17 protein-coding genes and 1 tRNA gene are annotated in these 16677 nt (G+C 64.2%); 8 read left to right on the plus strand and 10 right to left on the minus strand.

Annotated features, from left to right (window positions below; all coding sequences use genetic code 11):
• Positions 1-48 precede the first annotated feature (48 nt).
• Positions 49-831: a type I 3-dehydroquinate dehydratase gene (aroD, locus tag GO606_RS16930; RefSeq protein ID WP_169118137.1), complete on the minus strand. Its 783-nt coding sequence runs from the start codon at positions 829-831 to the stop codon at positions 49-51.
• 229 nt (positions 832-1060) lie between these two features.
• Between aroD and GO606_RS16935 the strand changes: the two genes are divergently transcribed.
• Positions 1061-1137 (plus strand) — tRNA-Met (locus tag GO606_RS16935).
• 550 nt (positions 1138-1687) lie between these two features.
• Here GO606_RS16935 and GO606_RS16940 read toward each other — a convergent pair.
• The 9 genes from GO606_RS16940 to GO606_RS16980 all read right to left on the minus strand — a co-directional run bounded on the left by GO606_RS16940 (position 1688) and on the right by GO606_RS16980 (position 8865).
• Positions 1688-1921, minus strand: coding sequence for a hypothetical protein (locus GO606_RS16940; protein ID WP_169118138.1), 234 nt, complete (start codon positions 1919-1921; stop codon positions 1688-1690).
• 116 nt (positions 1922-2037) lie between these two features.
• Positions 2038-2235 (minus strand): hypothetical protein, encoded by a 198-nt coding sequence (locus tag GO606_RS16945; RefSeq protein ID WP_169118139.1) that lies wholly within the window; start codon positions 2233-2235, stop codon positions 2038-2040.
• Positions 2236-2277: 42 nt separating this feature from the next.
• Positions 2278-2955, minus strand: a complete 678-nt coding sequence (locus GO606_RS16950; protein ID WP_246979685.1) for a hypothetical protein — start codon at positions 2953-2955, stop codon at positions 2278-2280.
• A gap of 210 nt (positions 2956-3165) precedes the next feature.
• The gene (locus GO606_RS16955; RefSeq protein WP_169118141.1) at positions 3166-5247 is read right to left on the minus strand and encodes an AAA family ATPase; all 2082 of its coding nucleotides are present in this window, start codon (positions 5245-5247) and stop codon (positions 3166-3168) included.
• A complete protein-coding gene (locus GO606_RS16960) occupies positions 5244-5414 on the minus strand; it encodes a hypothetical protein (protein WP_169118142.1) in 171 nt (56 codons plus the stop codon). The genes GO606_RS16955 and GO606_RS16960 overlap by 4 nt, the downstream gene beginning before the upstream one ends.
• A 96-nt stretch (positions 5415-5510) precedes the next feature.
• On the minus strand, positions 5511-5738 hold the full coding sequence (locus GO606_RS16965; protein ID WP_169118143.1) for a hypothetical protein: 228 nt from the start codon (positions 5736-5738) through the stop codon (positions 5511-5513).
• A gap of 119 nt (positions 5739-5857) precedes the next feature.
• Positions 5858-6094 carry a hypothetical protein gene (locus tag GO606_RS16970; protein WP_169118144.1) on the minus strand — a complete coding sequence of 79 codons (237 nt, stop codon included), beginning with the start codon at positions 6092-6094 and terminating at the stop codon, positions 5858-5860.
• 291 nt (positions 6095-6385) lie between these two features.
• Positions 6386-7381 carry a hypothetical protein gene (locus GO606_RS16975; protein WP_169118145.1) on the minus strand — a complete coding sequence of 332 codons (996 nt, stop codon included), beginning with the start codon at positions 7379-7381 and terminating at the stop codon, positions 6386-6388.
• 74 nt (positions 7382-7455) lie between these two features.
• Complete coding sequence (locus tag GO606_RS16980; protein WP_169118146.1) at positions 7456-8865, minus strand: tyrosine-type recombinase/integrase; 1410 nt, start codon at positions 8863-8865, stop codon at positions 7456-7458.
• Between the two features lie 480 nt (positions 8866-9345).
• Here GO606_RS16980 and GO606_RS21970 point away from each other — a divergent pair, with 480 nt between their 5' ends.
• From GO606_RS21970 to GO606_RS17015, 7 genes are all read left to right on the plus strand, one after another.
• Entirely contained in the window at positions 9346-9633 is a 288-nt protein-coding gene (locus tag GO606_RS21970) for a type II toxin-antitoxin system YoeB family toxin (RefSeq protein WP_169118147.1), read from the plus strand.
• A 1199-nt stretch (positions 9634-10832) separates the two neighbouring features.
• Entirely contained in the window at positions 10833-12194 is a 1362-nt protein-coding gene (locus GO606_RS16990) for a putative bifunctional diguanylate cyclase/phosphodiesterase (RefSeq protein ID WP_169118148.1), read from the plus strand.
• 142 nt (positions 12195-12336) lie between these two features.
• Entirely contained in the window at positions 12337-13557 is a 1221-nt protein-coding gene (locus tag GO606_RS16995; protein ID WP_246979205.1) for an IS110 family RNA-guided transposase, read from the plus strand.
• A gap of 57 nt (positions 13558-13614) precedes the next feature.
• Positions 13615-14193, plus strand: coding sequence for an EAL domain-containing protein (locus GO606_RS17000; RefSeq protein ID WP_281503928.1), 579 nt, complete (start codon positions 13615-13617; stop codon positions 14191-14193).
• Between the two features lie 151 nt (positions 14194-14344).
• Positions 14345-15091, plus strand: a complete 747-nt coding sequence (locus GO606_RS17005; RefSeq protein WP_169119267.1) for an ADP-ribosylglycohydrolase family protein — start codon at positions 14345-14347, stop codon at positions 15089-15091.
• A gap of 188 nt (positions 15092-15279) precedes the next feature.
• A complete protein-coding gene (locus GO606_RS17010) occupies positions 15280-16245 on the plus strand; it encodes a helix-turn-helix transcriptional regulator (RefSeq protein WP_169119268.1) in 966 nt (321 codons plus the stop codon).
• Positions 16246-16312: 67 nt separating this feature from the next.
• Positions 16313-16564 (plus strand): hypothetical protein, encoded by a 252-nt coding sequence (locus GO606_RS17015; RefSeq protein WP_169119269.1) that lies wholly within the window; start codon positions 16313-16315, stop codon positions 16562-16564.
• The last annotated feature ends 113 nt before the right edge of the window (positions 16565-16677 follow it).

The following is a 16677-nucleotide window of genomic DNA, read 5'->3' on the forward strand; positions in this document are numbered from 1 at the left end:
AAGCCAACCCGCCCTGTACGCGCGGAAAGCCGCTCCGCGCGGCCGGACTTATTCGCCCTTGAGCGAGCGCTGCAGGACTTCGAGCACTCTCCTCAGGTCCTCGATCGGCACCTGTCCCGGCGCGGACGCCTTCTGGCCGACGGCGAAGCTCACCGACGAGCCGAACACCCAGCCGAACAAGCGGCTCAGCGAACCATAGGCGCCCATCGACATGCTGATGACCGGAAGCGAAATCTTCTTCTGCGCTTCCAGTGTCGCCTGCAGCAGCGTCAGCACGTCCTCGAGCCCCTGCGGCATCACCGCGACCTTGGCGATGTCGGCGCCCGCTTCTTCCATCGCCACGAGCGTCGCGACGATCTCGTCGGCCGGCGGCGTCTTTTGGAAATTGTGGAACGATGCGATGAGCTTCGTGCCGGTCTCGCGGGCGAGCGCGACGGCCTGCTCGAAATGCTCCGGCTCGCTGCTCAACTCATAGTCGAGAAAGTCGACCGCGCCCGAACGGGCGACCGCTTGGTATATCGACAGCACCTGCTCCTCGGAGAGGCCGATCGTCTCGCCGCCTTCGCGGATCGAGCGGCGCGTGAAGATGAGCGGAATACCGGCCGAACTCCTGCGGATCTTCTTCGCGAGCTCGACGACGCGGTCGACGTCGGAGATGCCGGAGTAGAAGTCGACCCGCCACTCGAGGAGATCGGGCCGCTTCGCGACGATCACCTCCAGCTCGTGCAGCACCGCCGCTTCGTCCCTGCCGACGAGCGGCGCGCAGATCAACGGCTCCTTGCCGCCGGCCACCGGCCGGCCTTTCACTTCGAGCGACCGCGTCATTGTCATGGGTTGATTTCCTTGAAATCTCAAACAGGTCCGGGTTTCAGCACGCCGCCGAACCCCTGACGGAGGGATGCCGGGATTCCCGAAAACACAATTCGCGCCCTACAAACCCGGCCGGCCGACAGCATAGCGTCGGCAGCCCGTTCCTTGCCGGCCCGCAGCTTGTTTCGACACTTTCCAGCAATATTCATTGACAGCACCTATGAGGCCGACTATAGTTCTGTTTCTCCGACGCGGGGTGGAGCAGTCTGGCAGCTCGTCGGGCTCATAACCCGAAGGTCGCAGGTTCAAATCCTGCCCCCGCAACCAAATAAATCAAGCACTTAGGCCAGTTCTCACGGACTGGCCTATTTGCTTTCTGGCCTCGTGTAAGCACTTTGTAAGCGCCAGCGCAAGCCAGTGTAGTCACTGGGCCGGGCTCCCCTGCAAAAACATCGGGCGCAAAAAACCGCCTCGGGGGCGGTTCGGTCGGGACGGCGCGCGGCCGGGTCGGGGGTGGGGGCGGTCAAATCTTCAGGCGTTCATGGGCCGTTACCACCGGGTTCCATCGCTTCGCACAGCCGCGAAATGGGGCGGTTTTCCGTGGGATGCACGCGGCCGGCGTTGCGCGGGTCTGGCGGGTCTTGCCGGCCTGTCTGTCGTCTCTCGTGGCGAAATGACCTCTTTACCGGGCTGAACGTGCTCGTCGGGGTGAATCGTGCTCCCGTCCGGGCGGTCCTCTGTAAGACGGTCAACCGTAAGACGGTCAACTATCTGATGTCAGATGTCTGACACAAGATAGCCCGGAGTCGAGCACGTGCGGTTCCGAAAACGAGAAACCCGGCGCGGGGCCGGGCGTGCGGCTGCCACTGCGTCGCAGTTACGGACGCGTCGAGCACCACGGGCGCAGCTCGCCAAACGGGAACGGCTTAGCGGCCGCTGCCCCTTGCTCGCCCTCCAGAAAGGCGAGGAGTTCCGCCGGCTTCGCGCCATTGGCCTTCAAACGCGCCAAATCGGCCACCAAGCGGCGTTTGACGACTTCGGCATACGCGAGCCCTTCCGCATGCGCGCGGCGGTTCAGGAGGCTTGTAACGGTTCGGGGAAAGTTCTGCATGGTGTCTCCTGCGCGCGAGCTGATGTCGCGCACGATGTTTCGGGTTAGCACTTGTTCGACGGGAACCGGGCGGTTACCGGGGTCGAAGCGCCAGACTTTCGATGCCCCCCTCCCTCCTACGCCTGCCGGCCGATTGCCCACGGCTTGCGCTTCGGTTCCAGCTCGGCCGGTAGCACGCTCGCCAAGTCGGTGGTGATGATGTCAATTCCCTTGCCATGCAGCCGGTAGGCGCGCGGCCCGGTCGGCTCGATGCGGATGCCGTTCCGCTCGCACAGTTGGCGGATGTTGGCCCGGCGTTGTTCGATCAAAGTCATGTCGTGTCCTCGGTATGCCGGGGGAAGCCCCGGCGCTTGTCGTCAGGCGGCTTTCGCGTCGCGCTCGGTCGCGGTGAAGAGTTCGCGGTTCAGCCAGTGCGGCGCGGTGATGCTCGGCTCTTGCCGGCCGAAGCCACCCATGACGAGTTCGTCAAGCAGCGCGTCCTCGGCAGCAATCGCGGCCTGAAGTTTCCGGATGGCCTCGCTCCACCGCATGCGGATGGCGGCAACGGCCTTTTCCCGGTCCGCCAAGGCTTCAGCGCGGGCGCGGATGCGCTGATGCTCCATCTCGCTCGGCTGCGACCGCAGCGCGGCGTTCAGCACTTCCAGCCGTTCGCGGATGGCAAGGTCACGTGTGCGCAGCTCGTCGAGTTCGCCGGCCCGATTGCTCGGCACGGGTGGGCCCTCAAGAATCGCCTTGGCCCGGTCAATCGTATCCGGCAGCGGCATGCGCTCGGGGTTGTCCCACCGCATGCGGCCGTGGATGGTTGCCTGCTCGGCGGTCAGGCGGTCACGCTCGGCGGTCAGGCGCTCCAGCAGGTCTTGAGCGGCGGCGAATCCGGCGTGTTCGGTTACGTGTTTCATGGTCAGTTCCTTTTGAGGATTCCCGGCCCGGCCGGGGCGGTTTGCTGAAAAGATGCAGCGCCAGAGGTGAAGTGTTTTTCCACTTCCCCCGGCACCTCGAAGGGGAAGGAAAAACGGAACTGCGCCGTTTTCCATTCCCCCTTTAGGGGGCGCAGTTGCGCAGTTCGATTTCTCCTTTTAAATCAATGACTTGGAAACTGCGCAAGGCTCTGCGCAGAAAGGGGTCTGCGCAGTTCGAAATGAGCATGAAACCCGCGCCGTTACTGGGTTTTCTAAAACTGCGCAGGATTGAACTGCGCGGCGCAGTTCGGTTTTCTGCGCAGTTCGTTGGCATACTGCGCAGGCTCATTCCGTCACCTCTGGCGTTGCCTCTTCGGCCTCTGGCGTCGCCGGGATGGCGGTTTCCGCATCGGCCGGCACGAGTCGCGCCCCTCCCCGGTAGGTCAGGCGCTTGATGTTTCCGTCTGCCAGCAGGCGGCCGGCCTGTTCCTCGAACCATTGGCGTTGCTTCTCGTGGAAGCTCTCGGGCAGCTCGAAGCGGCGGCCGTGCAAGCCGTTGTGCCCGGATGCGGAGGCGGCATAGGCTTCCCCGCGCTGCCACGCCTCGCGGATGGCGCGCAGCAGGTCCATGCGCATGGCGTCGGTGTCGCCTCCGGACAGGGCGTTGTATGCCTGCGTGCGGTCGGTCAGGATGCCGCGCTCGTTGCGGACGAACACGGAACGGTCGCGCCTTGCATCCCCGTAGGCTTTCGCCACGAGTCCGAAGGCAACGCGGCCTTCCTTGAACTCGGTCCCCAGCACGTCGCACACGTTGCGGCCCCCATCGGCCGGCGGCCACAGCACGTAAGCGGCTCGCGCGCTGCCGGCAATGGCTCCGCTTCCCCGGATGGCTTCCATCGCATCCAGCGCGCTCCTGATTTCCTTCGTGCTGCCCTTGGCGACGTGGTGAATCAGCACGACACAAGCGCCGGTCGCGCGGGCCAGCGCCGTTGCTTCGTTCATCAGGGGTTGCGTGGCCTGCGTCGTGTTCGTGTCGCCACTCGTCAGGGCTTGCAGCGTGTCGAGAATCACGAGCCGAACATCCGGCAGCGCGCGGATTTCGTCGGCAAGCTCGGACCATTCGCGGGTCGCGCGGAACTCCTTTGTCATCGGGTCGGGCTCGATGATGCCGAAGTGCCCCACGTCGGGCAGGCTCAGGACATGCAAGCGGTCGGGCATGTCGCTACCGCACAGGGCATGCAGGCGGCGGTGAATCTCGGGCTCGTCATCCTCGGCAGAGACATACACGGCGCGGCCATGCGCGGCCACCAGCGCGCCGAAGGCGACCGGCGGGCATTCCCCGTCCCGGCGGCCGGCGACCTTCGCGGCCAGCTCAAGCGCGAGGAACGATTTCCCGACGTTCGGCGGGCTCGCCAGCAAGCACGTCACGCCAAGCGGGAAGATGCCCGTCACCAGCCAATTGACCGGGGGCGGCTCGCCTTTGAACAGGCGCGCGGCGGTGCGCTCGGCCAGCTTGAAGCGGCGCGGCTCCACGGTGTCACGAATCAGCCGGGCTACAGCCTCGCGGCCGGCCTGCTGCGCCATGTCGTTGAAGTCGCTTCCGTCGTCACTGGCAAAGCTCGGGAATACCGTGATGGCATTTACCAGCTTGGCGGCCTCAAGGGCTTTCGTGCGGCCGGGGTTGCCCTCGGTCTGGCGGTCGTCGTCGCCGGCAATCACCAGCTTGGCGCGCGGGAAGCGTTCGCGCACGTTGCAGGCTACCGGGCGCAGGTTTCCGGCGGTGAAGCAAACCGCCACGGGCCAGCCGGTCGCCTCGCGGAGACTCGCGCCAGTGGCGAAGCCCTCGCACAGCACCAGCACGTCGGCGTCGGTCGGTTCGCCAAGCCAGACGCGGCCGCCGGTCATCTTCCCGCCGGGCATGAACCGCTTTTGGCCTTGTGCGTCGATACTCTGCACGGACTGAACGTTGCCGGCGTTGTCGAACACCGGAATGACAAGCGAGCCGTTCCGCTCACGGGCGATATGCGGGCCGATTTGCTTTGCAGATAGGTAGGGATGCCCTTTCGCCTGCTCAGCCGCCTGAAGCGTTGCAGCGGCCTTGCTGGCGGCCTGTCGATAGCCTTCCTCGCGCTCGGCTTCGGCTTCCCTGCGGATGCGCTCGGCATTGGCGCGGATGCGGGCCAGTTCGGCGGCGTCGGGGGCGGGGCCGTCCTTCTCGCGCTGCCACGTCCAGGCAGTGCCGTCGCGCCAGCTTCCGAATACCGCGCCGTCTTGGTCGGGGAATACGCGCAGCCAGCCGGCGGCATCGCCCTTGTGGCCATTGGTCGAGAAGCGCGCAAGGCGGCCGGGCTCGGGGTCGCGCTCGGGGAACGGCAGGCCGGCGCGCTCGAAGGCGTCGTATAGGCTCGGGGCGAATATCAAGTTCATGCGCGCTTCCCTCCCATCGGAATAGCGTCCGTCGCCAGCCGGAACCGGGACAGCACAACGTCCTTCGTGACCGGCATGTGAAGGCGAACTTCCTTCTGCTTCTGCTCGAACTTGCACAGCCAGATGCGGGCTACCGGCGGGCGAACAGGATTCAGCGGCGCGCGCATCGGCTACCTCCGTCCAGAAGCGCCAGCACGCGCAGCAGGCTCAGGCCGGACAACCAGCCGGCGAGCCATGCGCGAATCGCAGCGCGGCGGATGGCGTTACGCATGGCGGCCACCTCGCAGGTGCATCCAGCGGCGCACCTTGCGGCGGTCGGCTCCGGTCAGGTGATAGACGCCGGGGCGGCAGGGGTTGCCGTCACGGTCGAGGGCCGGCACGCGCTCGCAGGGAAGATCCAAGCCACGGCGGCGCAGCTCGGACGCGAGGTCGGGGAAGTTCGAGCATCCGGCGCGGGCGTCGAGTTCTTCGCGCTTGGCGGGGCGTTGCAACAGCAGCGCGAGGGCGCGCAGGTGACGCGGGTTCGTCGGTTCCTTGAAAGCGGCCTGCGGTACAATCGCGCTGTTCGACGGCGCTCGGGACTGCGGTATGGGTTCCGGGCGTTTTCATTTCAAGCGCCCTCCCCGGCGGTCAGGCGGGCTACTGCATCGGCAGGCCACGCCAAGAAGCGTGACGGCAATTTACGCGGGACGATGCCGGCGTAATGCCCGTCGCGGCAAAGGGCGGCGCGCAGGGTTTGCGGGCGGATGTGCAGGGCGGCGGCGGCCTGCTCGGTCGAGAGGGTGCGGGCGGCGAGCGGCGCATCATTGCGCCATGCGACAGGGATGGTTTGATTCTCGTTTTGCATGTATTTTTCCTTCGCTGCACAGCAGCGGCTAGCATTCGCCTCGTTCAAGGCGGCCACGCGAAGGTCATGCAATCAGGTTTGGTCCCCTTTACTGCGCCGGGCATGTTGTCCCGCCGGTTTCCCCTCATTTTCAGAGAGGAGGGTCGTTTGACTGCTTGATGAATCGTGACGGAACCACGATATTTAGCGGTATTGCATGGCGAAATTCGGGCGGAATGCCGGCGAAAAAATGGCGACTTTCCGGCGGTTTCTCGCCTCAGTCGCCTATTTCGCTGGCGGAAAAATGGCGGTTTAGTCGAAGTCGCCTGTCAGCAGGTGCCGCGAATCGAGCGAGCGGGCCGGAAGGTTATTGGCAAGCACTCGCGCGCATCGCTCCCACTTCCAGCCGACAGGGGCTTTCCTCGACAGCCACCAGCAGGCGGCGCGGTAAGGGTTGAACATCGCCCGACTCTCCCGTGCGGCATTCGCGAGGCCATTACTGGCGGCTTTGTCTGCATAGTTTGCCCACCCTTTGTCTGGAAACATCGCCTCTAGCTGCTCTTTTGCCACCGGGTCAAAGAGTGCGGCTAGTTGCGCGTCGGCGTCGTCTTGCGGGTCGCTCTGCTTCTGGTCGTCAGACGGAATGCCTGAATCCTGTGCAATGGCCTGCATCGCCATGAACTCATCTTCGATTGCTGAAAGCCTCTCCGCGATTTCGCCGTGCGTGACAATGCCTTCAGCTTCCGCCCACGCCGAGAATTCCGCCAAATCGACGGCGAGCGATGCCGAAAAATGCTCTCCGCAAAGCAGCCAGCCATTGAACGTCATCATCAGCTCGGCCGCACGCCGTTTGCTCTCTGGCGTTCGTGTATCGGGGAGGGCCGCGCGCTCCCATTGGACGATTGCTTCTATATTCGGCAGTTCGATGTTGTCTGCGGGCAGTCGCGTAAGGCTATCCCGCGCCTTAAACGCGCCTCTTCGCGCTGCCTCAGCGAGCGCAGCGTTCAGCCGAACAACCGCGACGAGGTAGCGGTGATACTTCCACCGCCATCGCTCGTTTGGATGCAGCCTGATTTCCGGCCTTCCCTCCTGTGCGCTTTCAACTGCTCGCAGGGCGAGGGCATGAACAATGCGGCGCAGGGAAACCGCCCCTTTCAAGCATGGTTCGCGTTCGAGTGCAAGGTTCCACTTCGTGTCGCGCAGCCGGCGTTTGCAAGCCAGGTCGATATCGGCTGCCGTCGCCTCTATTGCGGCATTCACCGTCGATTGAAAATCGTCCATCTCGTCGCGCTCCATCTCGCGCACCATCGAAAAAGGTGCCGCGCCGGCCGGGCGATGGTGTCCCGGTTTTCCCTCCGTCGAGGTAGGCGCGGCATTGCTCGTCAGGCCACTACGCGCAGCGCGGGCGCGGCCTCTTGCTCGGTCGGCTGCTCGATACCGGCCTGTTCCAGAATCCAGCCTTCAATCTTCGTGTGCCACTGGCGCAGCAGGTCGAGCGGCCGGCGGCGGTAGTGCTTCTCCGCGATGGCGCTCGGCTTATGCCCCATGATTTGCGCGCTGATGCCGGCCGGGCATTCCACCCATTCCGCCAAAGTGCCGAAGGAACGGCGCAGGCCGTGCAACGTCAGCTCCGGCAGGCCGGCGGCGGCCAGTGCCTTGTTATGCGGGATGCGCGGCTCTTGCAGTCGGCCGGATGCGGACGTTTTGCTGCTGAATACCCAAGGCGAAGCCTCCCATGCGTCGAGGTCATTGGCGATGCGCTTGCCGTGCAGAATGCGGTACTCCGGCGGCGGGGTGTCGTTGCGTGCCTTCAGGTCGCGCAGCAGGCCGGCGACATAGGGCGTAAGCGGAATGACGCGCTCGCCCTCCACCTTGTCCCGAATGGTCATGCTTCGCCATTGAAAATCGACATCATCCCACCGCAGGCCGGCCAGCTCTTCCCGGCGCGCTCCGGTCAGCAGCAGGGCTTGCAGGTAGGCGGAATGTACCGGGTTGCTGATGGCGCGCATCTGCTCGAACCACGGGCGCAGCATTTCGCGTTGCAGGCAATCGTCCTTGGCGGCCTTCTTCGGCAGTTGCTCGCGTGCCACGCGGGCGGCGCATGCGTCGGGCTGCACTTCCTTGGCGTACTCCGGCCGGTCAGCGCACCAGTTGAGGAAGGTCCGCAGGTTGCCGAATGCGATACGGGCTTGCGTCGGGCGCTTGGCGGCTTCATCCGCCAGCCATGCGCGCACCCGCTCCGCGCTCAGTTGCGCCAGAGGAAGCACCAGCAGCGGGCGCAGGATGCCGGGCTGCTTCTTCGTGTCCTTGATGGATTTTCGGCCTCGGGTTTTCGGCTCTCCGCCTTCGGCCGATAGGCGCTGATGGTCCAACAGGTTGCGGGCGCTCCACCGGGGGGTGCGGGCCTCAAGGTAGGCGTTCCATGCTTCCAGCGCAGGCGCGGCCGTGCGGCGGGCATCTTCGCGCTTGGCCTCGGTCGCGGCGATGCGTTCGGCCTTCTCTTGGCGCGGGTCGGTGCCCTGGTCAATCAGCGTTTGCAGGCGGCGCGCTTCGGCGCGGGCGTCGTCGAGGTTCCATGAGCGAACGTCGCCAATCGTTGCGCGGATGTCCTTACCGTTCAGCTTGCCTTGGAAGATGTACGCCTTCCCCTTGCTGTCGTCTCGGTTCGTGCTTCCCGGCGTGGCACGCACGGCGAGGCCGGGCGCTCCGGTGTCCCACAGGAAGGATTGGGCTTTGCCGGACGGGCATGTGAAGTCACGAATGCAGCCGGCGGTCAGTTTGATGCGTGCCATGTTCTCGGTCTCCGTCTGGCGCTTACATCGGGCCTTCCATGTAAGCACTTTGTAAGCGGTATTCTAGAACACGGCTCAATCTGTATCAACGTCGAAATGTGCTATTTCATTGTTTTTGCTCTGTTCTATGCCTTCTCGTGCATCTCATTCAACATAGGGAAATATGCTTTCTTTCGTTCTCATAACCCGAAGGTCGCAGGTTCAAATCCTGCCCCCGCAACCAACGTTATTTGACGTCGCTTCGATTCCCGGGATTGAGGTGACGGCAAAAAAGATGAACCCGCCGCAAGGCGGGTTTTTCTTTTCCGGATGCCTTCTGCACCTGCGGAGGCCTGGCTCCGGACGAACGCCGATGTCCTCCTCGTATGATGGCCCGCCTATTAGCGAAGACGGACGACCGTTGTGAGCCAGGGGGCATCAGTTCCCAGTCTTGCCGCTAACCCACTCATGATGCAGCAGGGTGTTCCCGCATAACCACGGATGATTCCGGCCGCAACGTTCGAAGTTACGCCAAAACCTACGTCGGCAGGAAACTGCCCGGGACGCGTTAATTTCAATGCAGCCCCGCGCATCAACCATCTGATTCGCGCCGTCCGGCACGCCCCGTTCGCGGGGATGGGCAAACGAGAGCCATGTCGACGCAACTTATCCGGATACTGGTCCCGCCCCGTCAACGACGAGCAACGCCTCGTTTGCCCGGTGGAGATGCCTACCTTCTCATCGCCGCGGGCGGTACCGCTGATGAACTCTCGCAGGGCTGCCGATTAGGCTGCGCGACGAAGGGTCCGCCGGAACCCGTCCTGGCGAGCCTTGTTGGGCGACATCATAATATCCTCGTCGGCCGGATGGGGCGCACCACCTTATCCCTCCCGAATCGTGAAGGTAATCGGCAGATGATCGCTGAGCCCTCCACGTCGACACCGCCACCGGCCGACGGACGCGAGAATCGTCGCGGGTGCCCGTTCTTGAGGCGGCTCGAACAGTTCCGGTTCCTCGTTTCGCTTGCCTGAATTGCGCTGGCAGTTGGGCGCGACTACGCTTTGAAGGAGCGCTTGCCACCGGCTCGCGCGGCATCCGGTCAGCCCCTGCAACCGGAACGGCCTTCGGGCCTGGGGCCCGGTGTTCCCACGCCTCCCGACGCAGACATCGTCTCGAGATTTCTCCTCGGCAGCTAGCGTAGGGGGATCGCTGCTTGTCTCACGACATCGCCCCCTGGGACGAGCGGTTACGCCGACGTTCTTCTCACACCGCCCCGTCGTCGATACCTTCTTTCCCTCCTGGACAGTCCGCCGGGGGAACTGGCTACAGCGCGAGGGGCAGAGCCCCTGTCTGTGCACGTCGCCCGCGGGTCGCTTCCTGCTCGCCGAGTCGCACCGCGCCGACAGGCAGCCAATCAAGAGGCTGCAAGGCGATCGATCATCCATGAGCGGGCCGGAGCGATTCGCCCCGGACGCAGCGGATTCCGACAACAGAAAACCTCGTTCGGCGCTGCAGGCCGAGATGCCGCGAAGCGCTTGCAGAGGGGGTCGCTCGAGCGTACATTTTGAACCGTCGCAACGACACTGTGCTCTTTCCATAGGCGCAGGGCTGCCACAATCGCCCTGCATGCCCGTCCTTCTCGCTGCCGTCTTGCTTTCGTTGAGTCGCGCACTGCGCCGCTCGACCTCATCGCCCCAGGCACTCGCCATTTGTTGCGCGTTGCGAACCCTTGAATCGTCATCGGCTGTTGCTCGGCCGAGTTCGCTGTGCGCAACCCTGAACAGGTTACTCATCCCGTCGGCGCCTCATCGTTTCGACGCATGAATGCGGGGCGCTTGCCGCCCGCAGCGTACGTCCTCCTCGCAGTCGTTGCTCACGGTCGCCCTCGGGCTCCCGTCGCGGCTTCGACATTCGGCGCCAAAGGCCCGCAGGGCCAAGCCAGCAGGTCATCAGCAAACGAGAAGAGAAAGACACGATGGAGAGATGCCATGCATACGAGAGCCAAGCTTCCCCGCGAGGACACCGACGATCCGGGCGAACTGACAGGCGCGCTGCTTGACGGCGACCGGAGTGACGGTGCGCATGAACCGAAGGATCCAACGAGTGCGCGCGTGCTCATCGTCCACGACGACCCCAGCGCCCGCGTGGCGCTGCGCGACGCACTGGAACTGAACGGCTTCGTCGTCGACGAGGCCGACAGCGGAGCATCGACGATCGGGCGCATCGCGCACACACGCCCCCACCTCCTGCTACTCGACGCGGCGAGTCCCTGCATCGACGGCTTCACTACCTGCAGGCGGCTCAAGGAACTACCGCAGTGCGGGGAACTGCCGGTAATCATGATTACGTCACTCGACGAGCAGCAGATCGAGCGAGCCTTCGCCGTTGGTGCGAGCGACTACGTCACTGAACCGCTGCACCCCCACGTCGTCGTGCAACGCGTGCACCGCGCCCTCGAAGCGAGCCGCGCCGAGCGCCATGTCCGCCACCTCGCCTACACCGATTCGCTCACCGGTCTGCCGAACCGCACCCGCTTCGAAACGATGTTGCAGGCCCGGCTTGTCCCCGCCAGGAACGCTTCACCGGGGCTCGCCGTGCTGTTGCTCGACCTCGACCGCTTCAAGTTCGTCAACGACACCCTCGGTCACGACATGGGCGATCGCCTGCTGCGAGCAGCCAGTCGCCGACTCGAGCGTGCGGTCGGTGCCGGCGTCGAGGTCGCGCGCCTCGGCGGCGACAAGTTTGCCGTCATGCTCGAAAATGTCTCCGCTCCCACCGTCGCATCGGTCGCTGGGACGATCACGATCGAGCTCGCAAAGCCCTATGTGCTCGATGGCTACGACATCTTCGTCAGGGCCAGCATCGGAATCGCTGTCCATCCAAGCGACGGCGAGGACGCCGACGCTCTGCTCCGCCATGCTGAGGCCGCCATGTACCGCGCGAAGCGCTCGAGCCACCGACGCGCGTTCTATGAAGCTGCAATGGAGGGGAGCGCCCGCGAGCACCTACGGCTCGAAAGCGACCTGCACCACGCCATCGGTCACGGCGAGCTCGTGCTCCACTACCAGCCCGAGATGGAGGCGGCGACCGGCCGCATGGTCGCCGTCGAGGCGCTTGTGCGTTGGCAGCACCCGTCGCGCGGCCTGATCGGCCCGGACAGGTTCATCCCGATTGCAGAGGAAGCCGGTCTCATCGGGCCGATCGGCGCTTGGGTGCTCGAGAGCGCGTGCGCCCAGCTAACGGTGATTGCGATGGCCGCCACCCCTGATGATGAAAGAGAATTCGGGGTGGAAGGAGGCGGGAAGAGGTCGCGCAATTTTTTGGCGGCTCGACCCCGCAAGCTAACGTGACCCGCCGAACTGACTCGTACCCCGGATTGCTTCCATAGAGAGCGCACGTTAAACAGGCCGTCGGCGACTTGTCGCCTTCAGGCACTTTCAGTTCTGGCACCCGCCCCCTTCCACTGTTGAGTGTAATTCGACGGGAGATGGCATGGAACTGGTAGCGCTACACAAACGAGTCATCGGACTGGATGTGCATCAGGCGCAAATTACGGCCTGCGCGATCCTCGAAGAGGCCGACGGCACGACGCGTATCGAACAGCGGCAATTCGGTGCGTTCAAACGCGATCGGCGCGCACTGGCCGACTGGGCGGCATCGCTTGCTCCCGATCAGGTGGTGATGGAGAGCACGGGCATCTACTGGAAGAGCCCGTATGCCGCACTGGAAGCGGTGGGCATCCGTGGGCAAGTGGTCAATGCCCGGCACGTCAAGAATGTTCCCGGACGCAAGACCGATGTCGGCGATGCGCAATGGTTGGCGACGCTCTCGCGTGCCGGATTGCTGCGCGGTTCGTTCGTGCCGCCGGCACGGCTGCGTGAGTTGCGTCTGATTTCGCGGCAGCGGCAGAAACTGGTGGGTCTGCTGGCCTCCGAGAAGAACCGCCTGCACAAGGTGCTGACCGACGGCGGCATCCGCCTGGGCGTGGTGGTGAGCGATCTGCATGGTCAGTCGGCACGCGCCATGGTCAAGGCCATCATCGAAGGGCACTCGCCGAACGAGGTGCTGAAGTTCGCCAGTCGGCGACTCAAGGCCAGTCGCGAGGAAATCTTCGATGCCTTGCAGGGGGAACTGACCGACAGCCATCGCTTCGTGCTCGATGAACTGATGCACCATGTCGAGGAGATCGAGGCGCGCATTGCGCGCTTCGATGCGCGACTTCTGGATGGACTGCAGGACGAACGAAACGCGCTCGCCTTGCTGCAAACCCTGCCCGGCGTCGATCTGATCGGCGCAGCCATGCTGCTGGTGGAAATTGGCACCGATATGGAGGCATTCGGCTGCGCGGATCGGCTGACGTCCTGGGTCGGCATCTGCCCGGGCAACAATGAGTCGGCGGGCAAGCGCAAATCCGGACGCGTTCGCAAGGGCAACCTCTATGTCCGACGCCTGCTCTGCGAGTTCGCTCATGCCGCCAGCCGCACCAAATCGGCCTTGCAGTCGAAGTTCCAGTCGCTCATCGTTCGCCGCGGCCACAAACGCGCCATCGTCGCCTTGGCACACAAGATTCTGCGCACCATCTACTTCATGCTCAAACGTGGCGAACACTACCGGGATTCAGCCACCGACTATGAGGCGCTTTCCGTTCAACGCAACGCTCCACGCTGGATCAAGGCTCTGACTCGCTTCGGCTTCATTCGCGCAGCCGCCTGATTCACCCGCCCTTCCACCCCATGACCTTCAGCGGTCAGGCGCGCGCTCGTCTCGGATGTGGGCTCTTTCACGTTAAAGGCGTGGCGCGACGTCGGTCACTCTTTGCGGGTCGCCGTCAACTTCTCCGCCGACCAGTTGCAGGATAGCGGCATCGCCGACAAGGTCGCCACCGCGCTCAACCGCTTCGGCCTGCCGGCCGACGACCTCGTCGTCGAGATCACCGAAAGCGTATGGCTGGATCCTCAAAGCGCCGCGATCGACAACCTCCACCGCCTCAAACGCCTGGGCGTTCGCCTCGCGATCGACGACTTCGGCACCGGCTACGCTTCGCTCAGCTACCTGAAGCACCTGCCCGTCGACATCCTCAAGGTCGACCGCAGCTTCGTCACCGACCTCGCCAACGTTGGCGTCGACGCCGCGATCGTCCGCGGGATCGTCTCGATCGCACACAAACTGGATCTGGAAGTCATCGTCGAAGGCGTCGAGACTGAGACGCAGTGCGAACTCCTGCGTGATATGGGCTGCGACCTCGTGCAGGGGCACCTGCTCGGCCGAGGCTTGCCCCCGACCGCGTTTACCGAAGCGCATTTCGGAAAACCTCCGGGATCTGAGCCGTTTCCCCCCTATCGCCGCTGACTCAGTATCGGCCTGGATCAACGCCGCGACGGACCGGCAGTGCCACCGCCCCTGCCCCACCCGCCGCTGCACGAAAGCCCTGTACGCCTCCGGGCTCGGCGCCTCAGGCCTGGCATGCCGCCTTCCGTTACAGCACAGACACGCCGCGCCGATGTTCCGCGCCCCCGAGTTCGACAACTACCGGGCGAAGGACTTCTCGCCCGTCTTTCATCATCGCGCGAAGTTCACCGACGACATCGTATGCACCATCGCGGTCGCCGACGCGCTGGTGAATGAGCGCGACCCGGCCGTGGCCTTCAAGGACTGGGGCCGGCGCTACTGGGACAACGGCGGCTGGGGGCAACGCTTTGCGCTCTGGCTCGCGTCCGAGGAGATGGGCCCTTATGGCAGCTACGGCGCGGCCATGCGGGTAGCCCCGGCGGGTCTGCTCGCCACCTCCGTCGATCATGCCATCGAGCTTGCGCGGGCCGTAACGCGCGTCACCCATGATCATCCGGAGGGGCTCAAGGGTGCGGAAGCGACCGCCCTGGCGATCTTCCTTGCCAAGCGGCGGGTGACGCCACACAACATCAAGGTCGCGATCACGGAGCGTTTCGGTTACGACCTCGAGCGAACCGTCGACGAGATCCGCCGCACTTACCGCTTCAACGAGACCTGCCAGGAAACCGTGCCGCAGGCGTTCGTGTGCGCCCTCGATGCGAAGGACTTCGAAGACGCCATCCGTAATGCGATCTCGATCGGCGGCGACAGTGACACGGTGGCCGCCATCGCCGGTGGCGTCGCCGAGGCCCTGTTCGGGATTCCCGACGACATTGCCGATGCCGGCTGGTGCTACCTCACGCACGAGATGCGGGAAGTCCTGACGCGCCTGTACCGCGAGGTCGGGGAACTCGTGTGAACGCGGAGACCATGCTTGTATGGCGACTTCCAGTCGCCGAGACCCAGTTCGGACGAACCACAGGTAATGGTATTGAACCGGCACAACTCGGCCACGAAGGCCGGCTGAGAGGGGCTTCGGACGGGCCCCTTGACGCCCTGCCGTTGCCAAATGACTATGCGGCCTGAAACCCATCTCACTCGAGTCTCATGGACCGCACGGAGCGCCTGTACCGCATCGATCGCCTTCTCAACGAGCGCGGTGTCGTGCCGCTTCGGATGTTCCTGGACGACCTCGAGATCTCGCTGCCGACGTTCAAGCGGGACCTGGAGTATCTGCGAGAGCGTCTGAACGCACCGATCGTCTGGGACCGCGAGGCCCGCGGCTACCGCTTCGACGTGGCGAGCACCGGCCCTCGCTACGAACTTCCCGCGCTCTGGTTCAACGCCTCCGAGGTCTACGCGCTGCTCACGATGCAGCAGCTCCTGAAGAACCTCGAGCCCGGCCTCCTCGCCCCCCACGTCGAGCCGCTGCTGTCCCGGCTTCGCATGCTGCTCGACCGCGGCGACATCTCTCCCGCCGAAGTTGAGAAGCGCATCCGCTTCCACCGGCAGGCAGCCCGCGCACACGACACCAAGCACTTCGCACCCATCGCGGCAGCGGTGTTGCAACGTCGGCGGATCGTGGTGCAGCACCACAACCGCGCGAGAAACGAGTCCTTGCAGCGCGAAGTCTCACCTCAGCGGCTGACGTTCTACCGCGAGACCTGGTACCTCGACGCGTGGTGCCACCTTCGGGACGAGCTTCGCAGCTTCGCATTGGATGCCATCAAGGACGTCAAGCTCAGCACCAACCCGGCTCACGAAGTGCCCGACGAGGACATCCGCCAGACGCTCGACGCGGGCTACGACATCTTTTCGGGCAAAGGCGTCCAGTGGGCGGAGCTCGAATTCACGCCCGAGCGAGCCCGCTGGGTCAGCCGCGAAACCTGGCACCCCCTGCAAGAGGGGCGCTTCGCCGAAGACGGGACATACCGGCTGCGCGTGCCCTTCAGTAATCCCACCGAACTTATGATGGACATCCTCCGTCACGTGCCCGCGGTGAAGGTGCTCGCGCCCATCTCACTGCGTGACGGAATTCTCGGACAGTTGCAGGAAGCGCTGAGATCCGCGTGAGAGGCTCACCGACTGAGCCACCATATCAATACAATTCCGTTTCCATGCAAATGACAAGGGAAACGGGATGCAGAAGCGTGGCGGGCAGGTCCTGTACTCCGCGGCCGATATCGTAGACGTTTTCGAGTGTGAACATCTGACCTCGCGCGATCTGATCAACCTCGATACGGCTCTACTCAGTACCGTGGATAACGACGAAGTGAAGCTGAAAGAGACCAAGGGCCACGCCCACGAAGACCGCTTTGTGGTACGCCTGAAGACGCAACACCGGACATTGAAATCGACGCGCTGGGCGGAGGACTGCAGGCAATGTATTTAGGGATCAAGCGGGGTAAGCCCCGCGGCGGCCGGTACCCGGCCTGTGTGCAGCAGATCTCCGTCTCAAGCAGAGATTGAAATCTGGAGTTGCCTTTTGCCCATATTGATGGCTGG

Source organism: Aromatoleum anaerobium (assembly GCF_012910705.2).
In the GTDB taxonomy this organism is placed as follows: domain Bacteria; phylum Pseudomonadota; class Gammaproteobacteria; order Burkholderiales; family Rhodocyclaceae; genus Aromatoleum; species Aromatoleum anaerobium.

Excerpts from the sequence above, each read along its gene's own strand:
- aroD (WP_169118137.1), bottom strand. The coding sequence starts at position 831 with ATGACAATGACGCGGTCGCTCGAAGTGAAAGGCCGGCCGGTGGCCGGC.
- GO606_RS16940 (WP_169118138.1), bottom strand. The coding sequence starts at position 1,921 with ATGCAGAACTTTCCCCGAACCGTTACAAGCCTCCTGAACCGCCGCGCG.
- GO606_RS16945 (WP_169118139.1), bottom strand. The coding sequence starts at position 2,235 with ATGACTTTGATCGAACAACGCCGGGCCAACATCCGCCAACTGTGCGAG.
- GO606_RS16950 (WP_246979685.1), bottom strand. The coding sequence starts at position 2,955 with ATGGAAAACGGCGCAGTTCCGTTTTTCCTTCCCCTTCGAGGTGCCGGG.
- GO606_RS16955 (WP_169118141.1), bottom strand. The coding sequence starts at position 5,247 with ATGAACTTGATATTCGCCCCGAGCCTATACGACGCCTTCGAGCGCGCC.
- GO606_RS16960 (WP_169118142.1), bottom strand. The coding sequence starts at position 5,414 with ATGCGCGCGCCGCTGAATCCTGTTCGCCCGCCGGTAGCCCGCATCTGG.
- GO606_RS16970 (WP_169118144.1), bottom strand. The coding sequence starts at position 6,094 with ATGCAAAACGAGAATCAAACCATCCCTGTCGCATGGCGCAATGATGCG.
- GO606_RS16975 (WP_169118145.1), bottom strand. The coding sequence starts at position 7,381 with ATGGTGCGCGAGATGGAGCGCGACGAGATGGACGATTTTCAATCGACG.
- GO606_RS16980 (WP_169118146.1), bottom strand. The coding sequence starts at position 8,865 with ATGGCACGCATCAAACTGACCGCCGGCTGCATTCGTGACTTCACATGC.
- GO606_RS21970 (WP_169118147.1), top strand. The coding sequence starts at position 9,346 with ATGATTCCGGCCGCAACGTTCGAAGTTACGCCAAAACCTACGTCGGCA.
- GO606_RS16990 (WP_169118148.1), top strand. The coding sequence starts at position 10,833 with ATGCATACGAGAGCCAAGCTTCCCCGCGAGGACACCGACGATCCGGGC.
- GO606_RS16995 (WP_246979205.1), top strand. The coding sequence starts at position 12,337 with ATGGAACTGGTAGCGCTACACAAACGAGTCATCGGACTGGATGTGCAT.
- GO606_RS17005 (WP_169119267.1), top strand. The coding sequence starts at position 14,345 with ATGTTCCGCGCCCCCGAGTTCGACAACTACCGGGCGAAGGACTTCTCG.
- GO606_RS17010 (WP_169119268.1), top strand. The coding sequence starts at position 15,280 with ATGGACCGCACGGAGCGCCTGTACCGCATCGATCGCCTTCTCAACGAG.
- GO606_RS17015 (WP_169119269.1), top strand. The coding sequence starts at position 16,313 with ATGCAGAAGCGTGGCGGGCAGGTCCTGTACTCCGCGGCCGATATCGTA.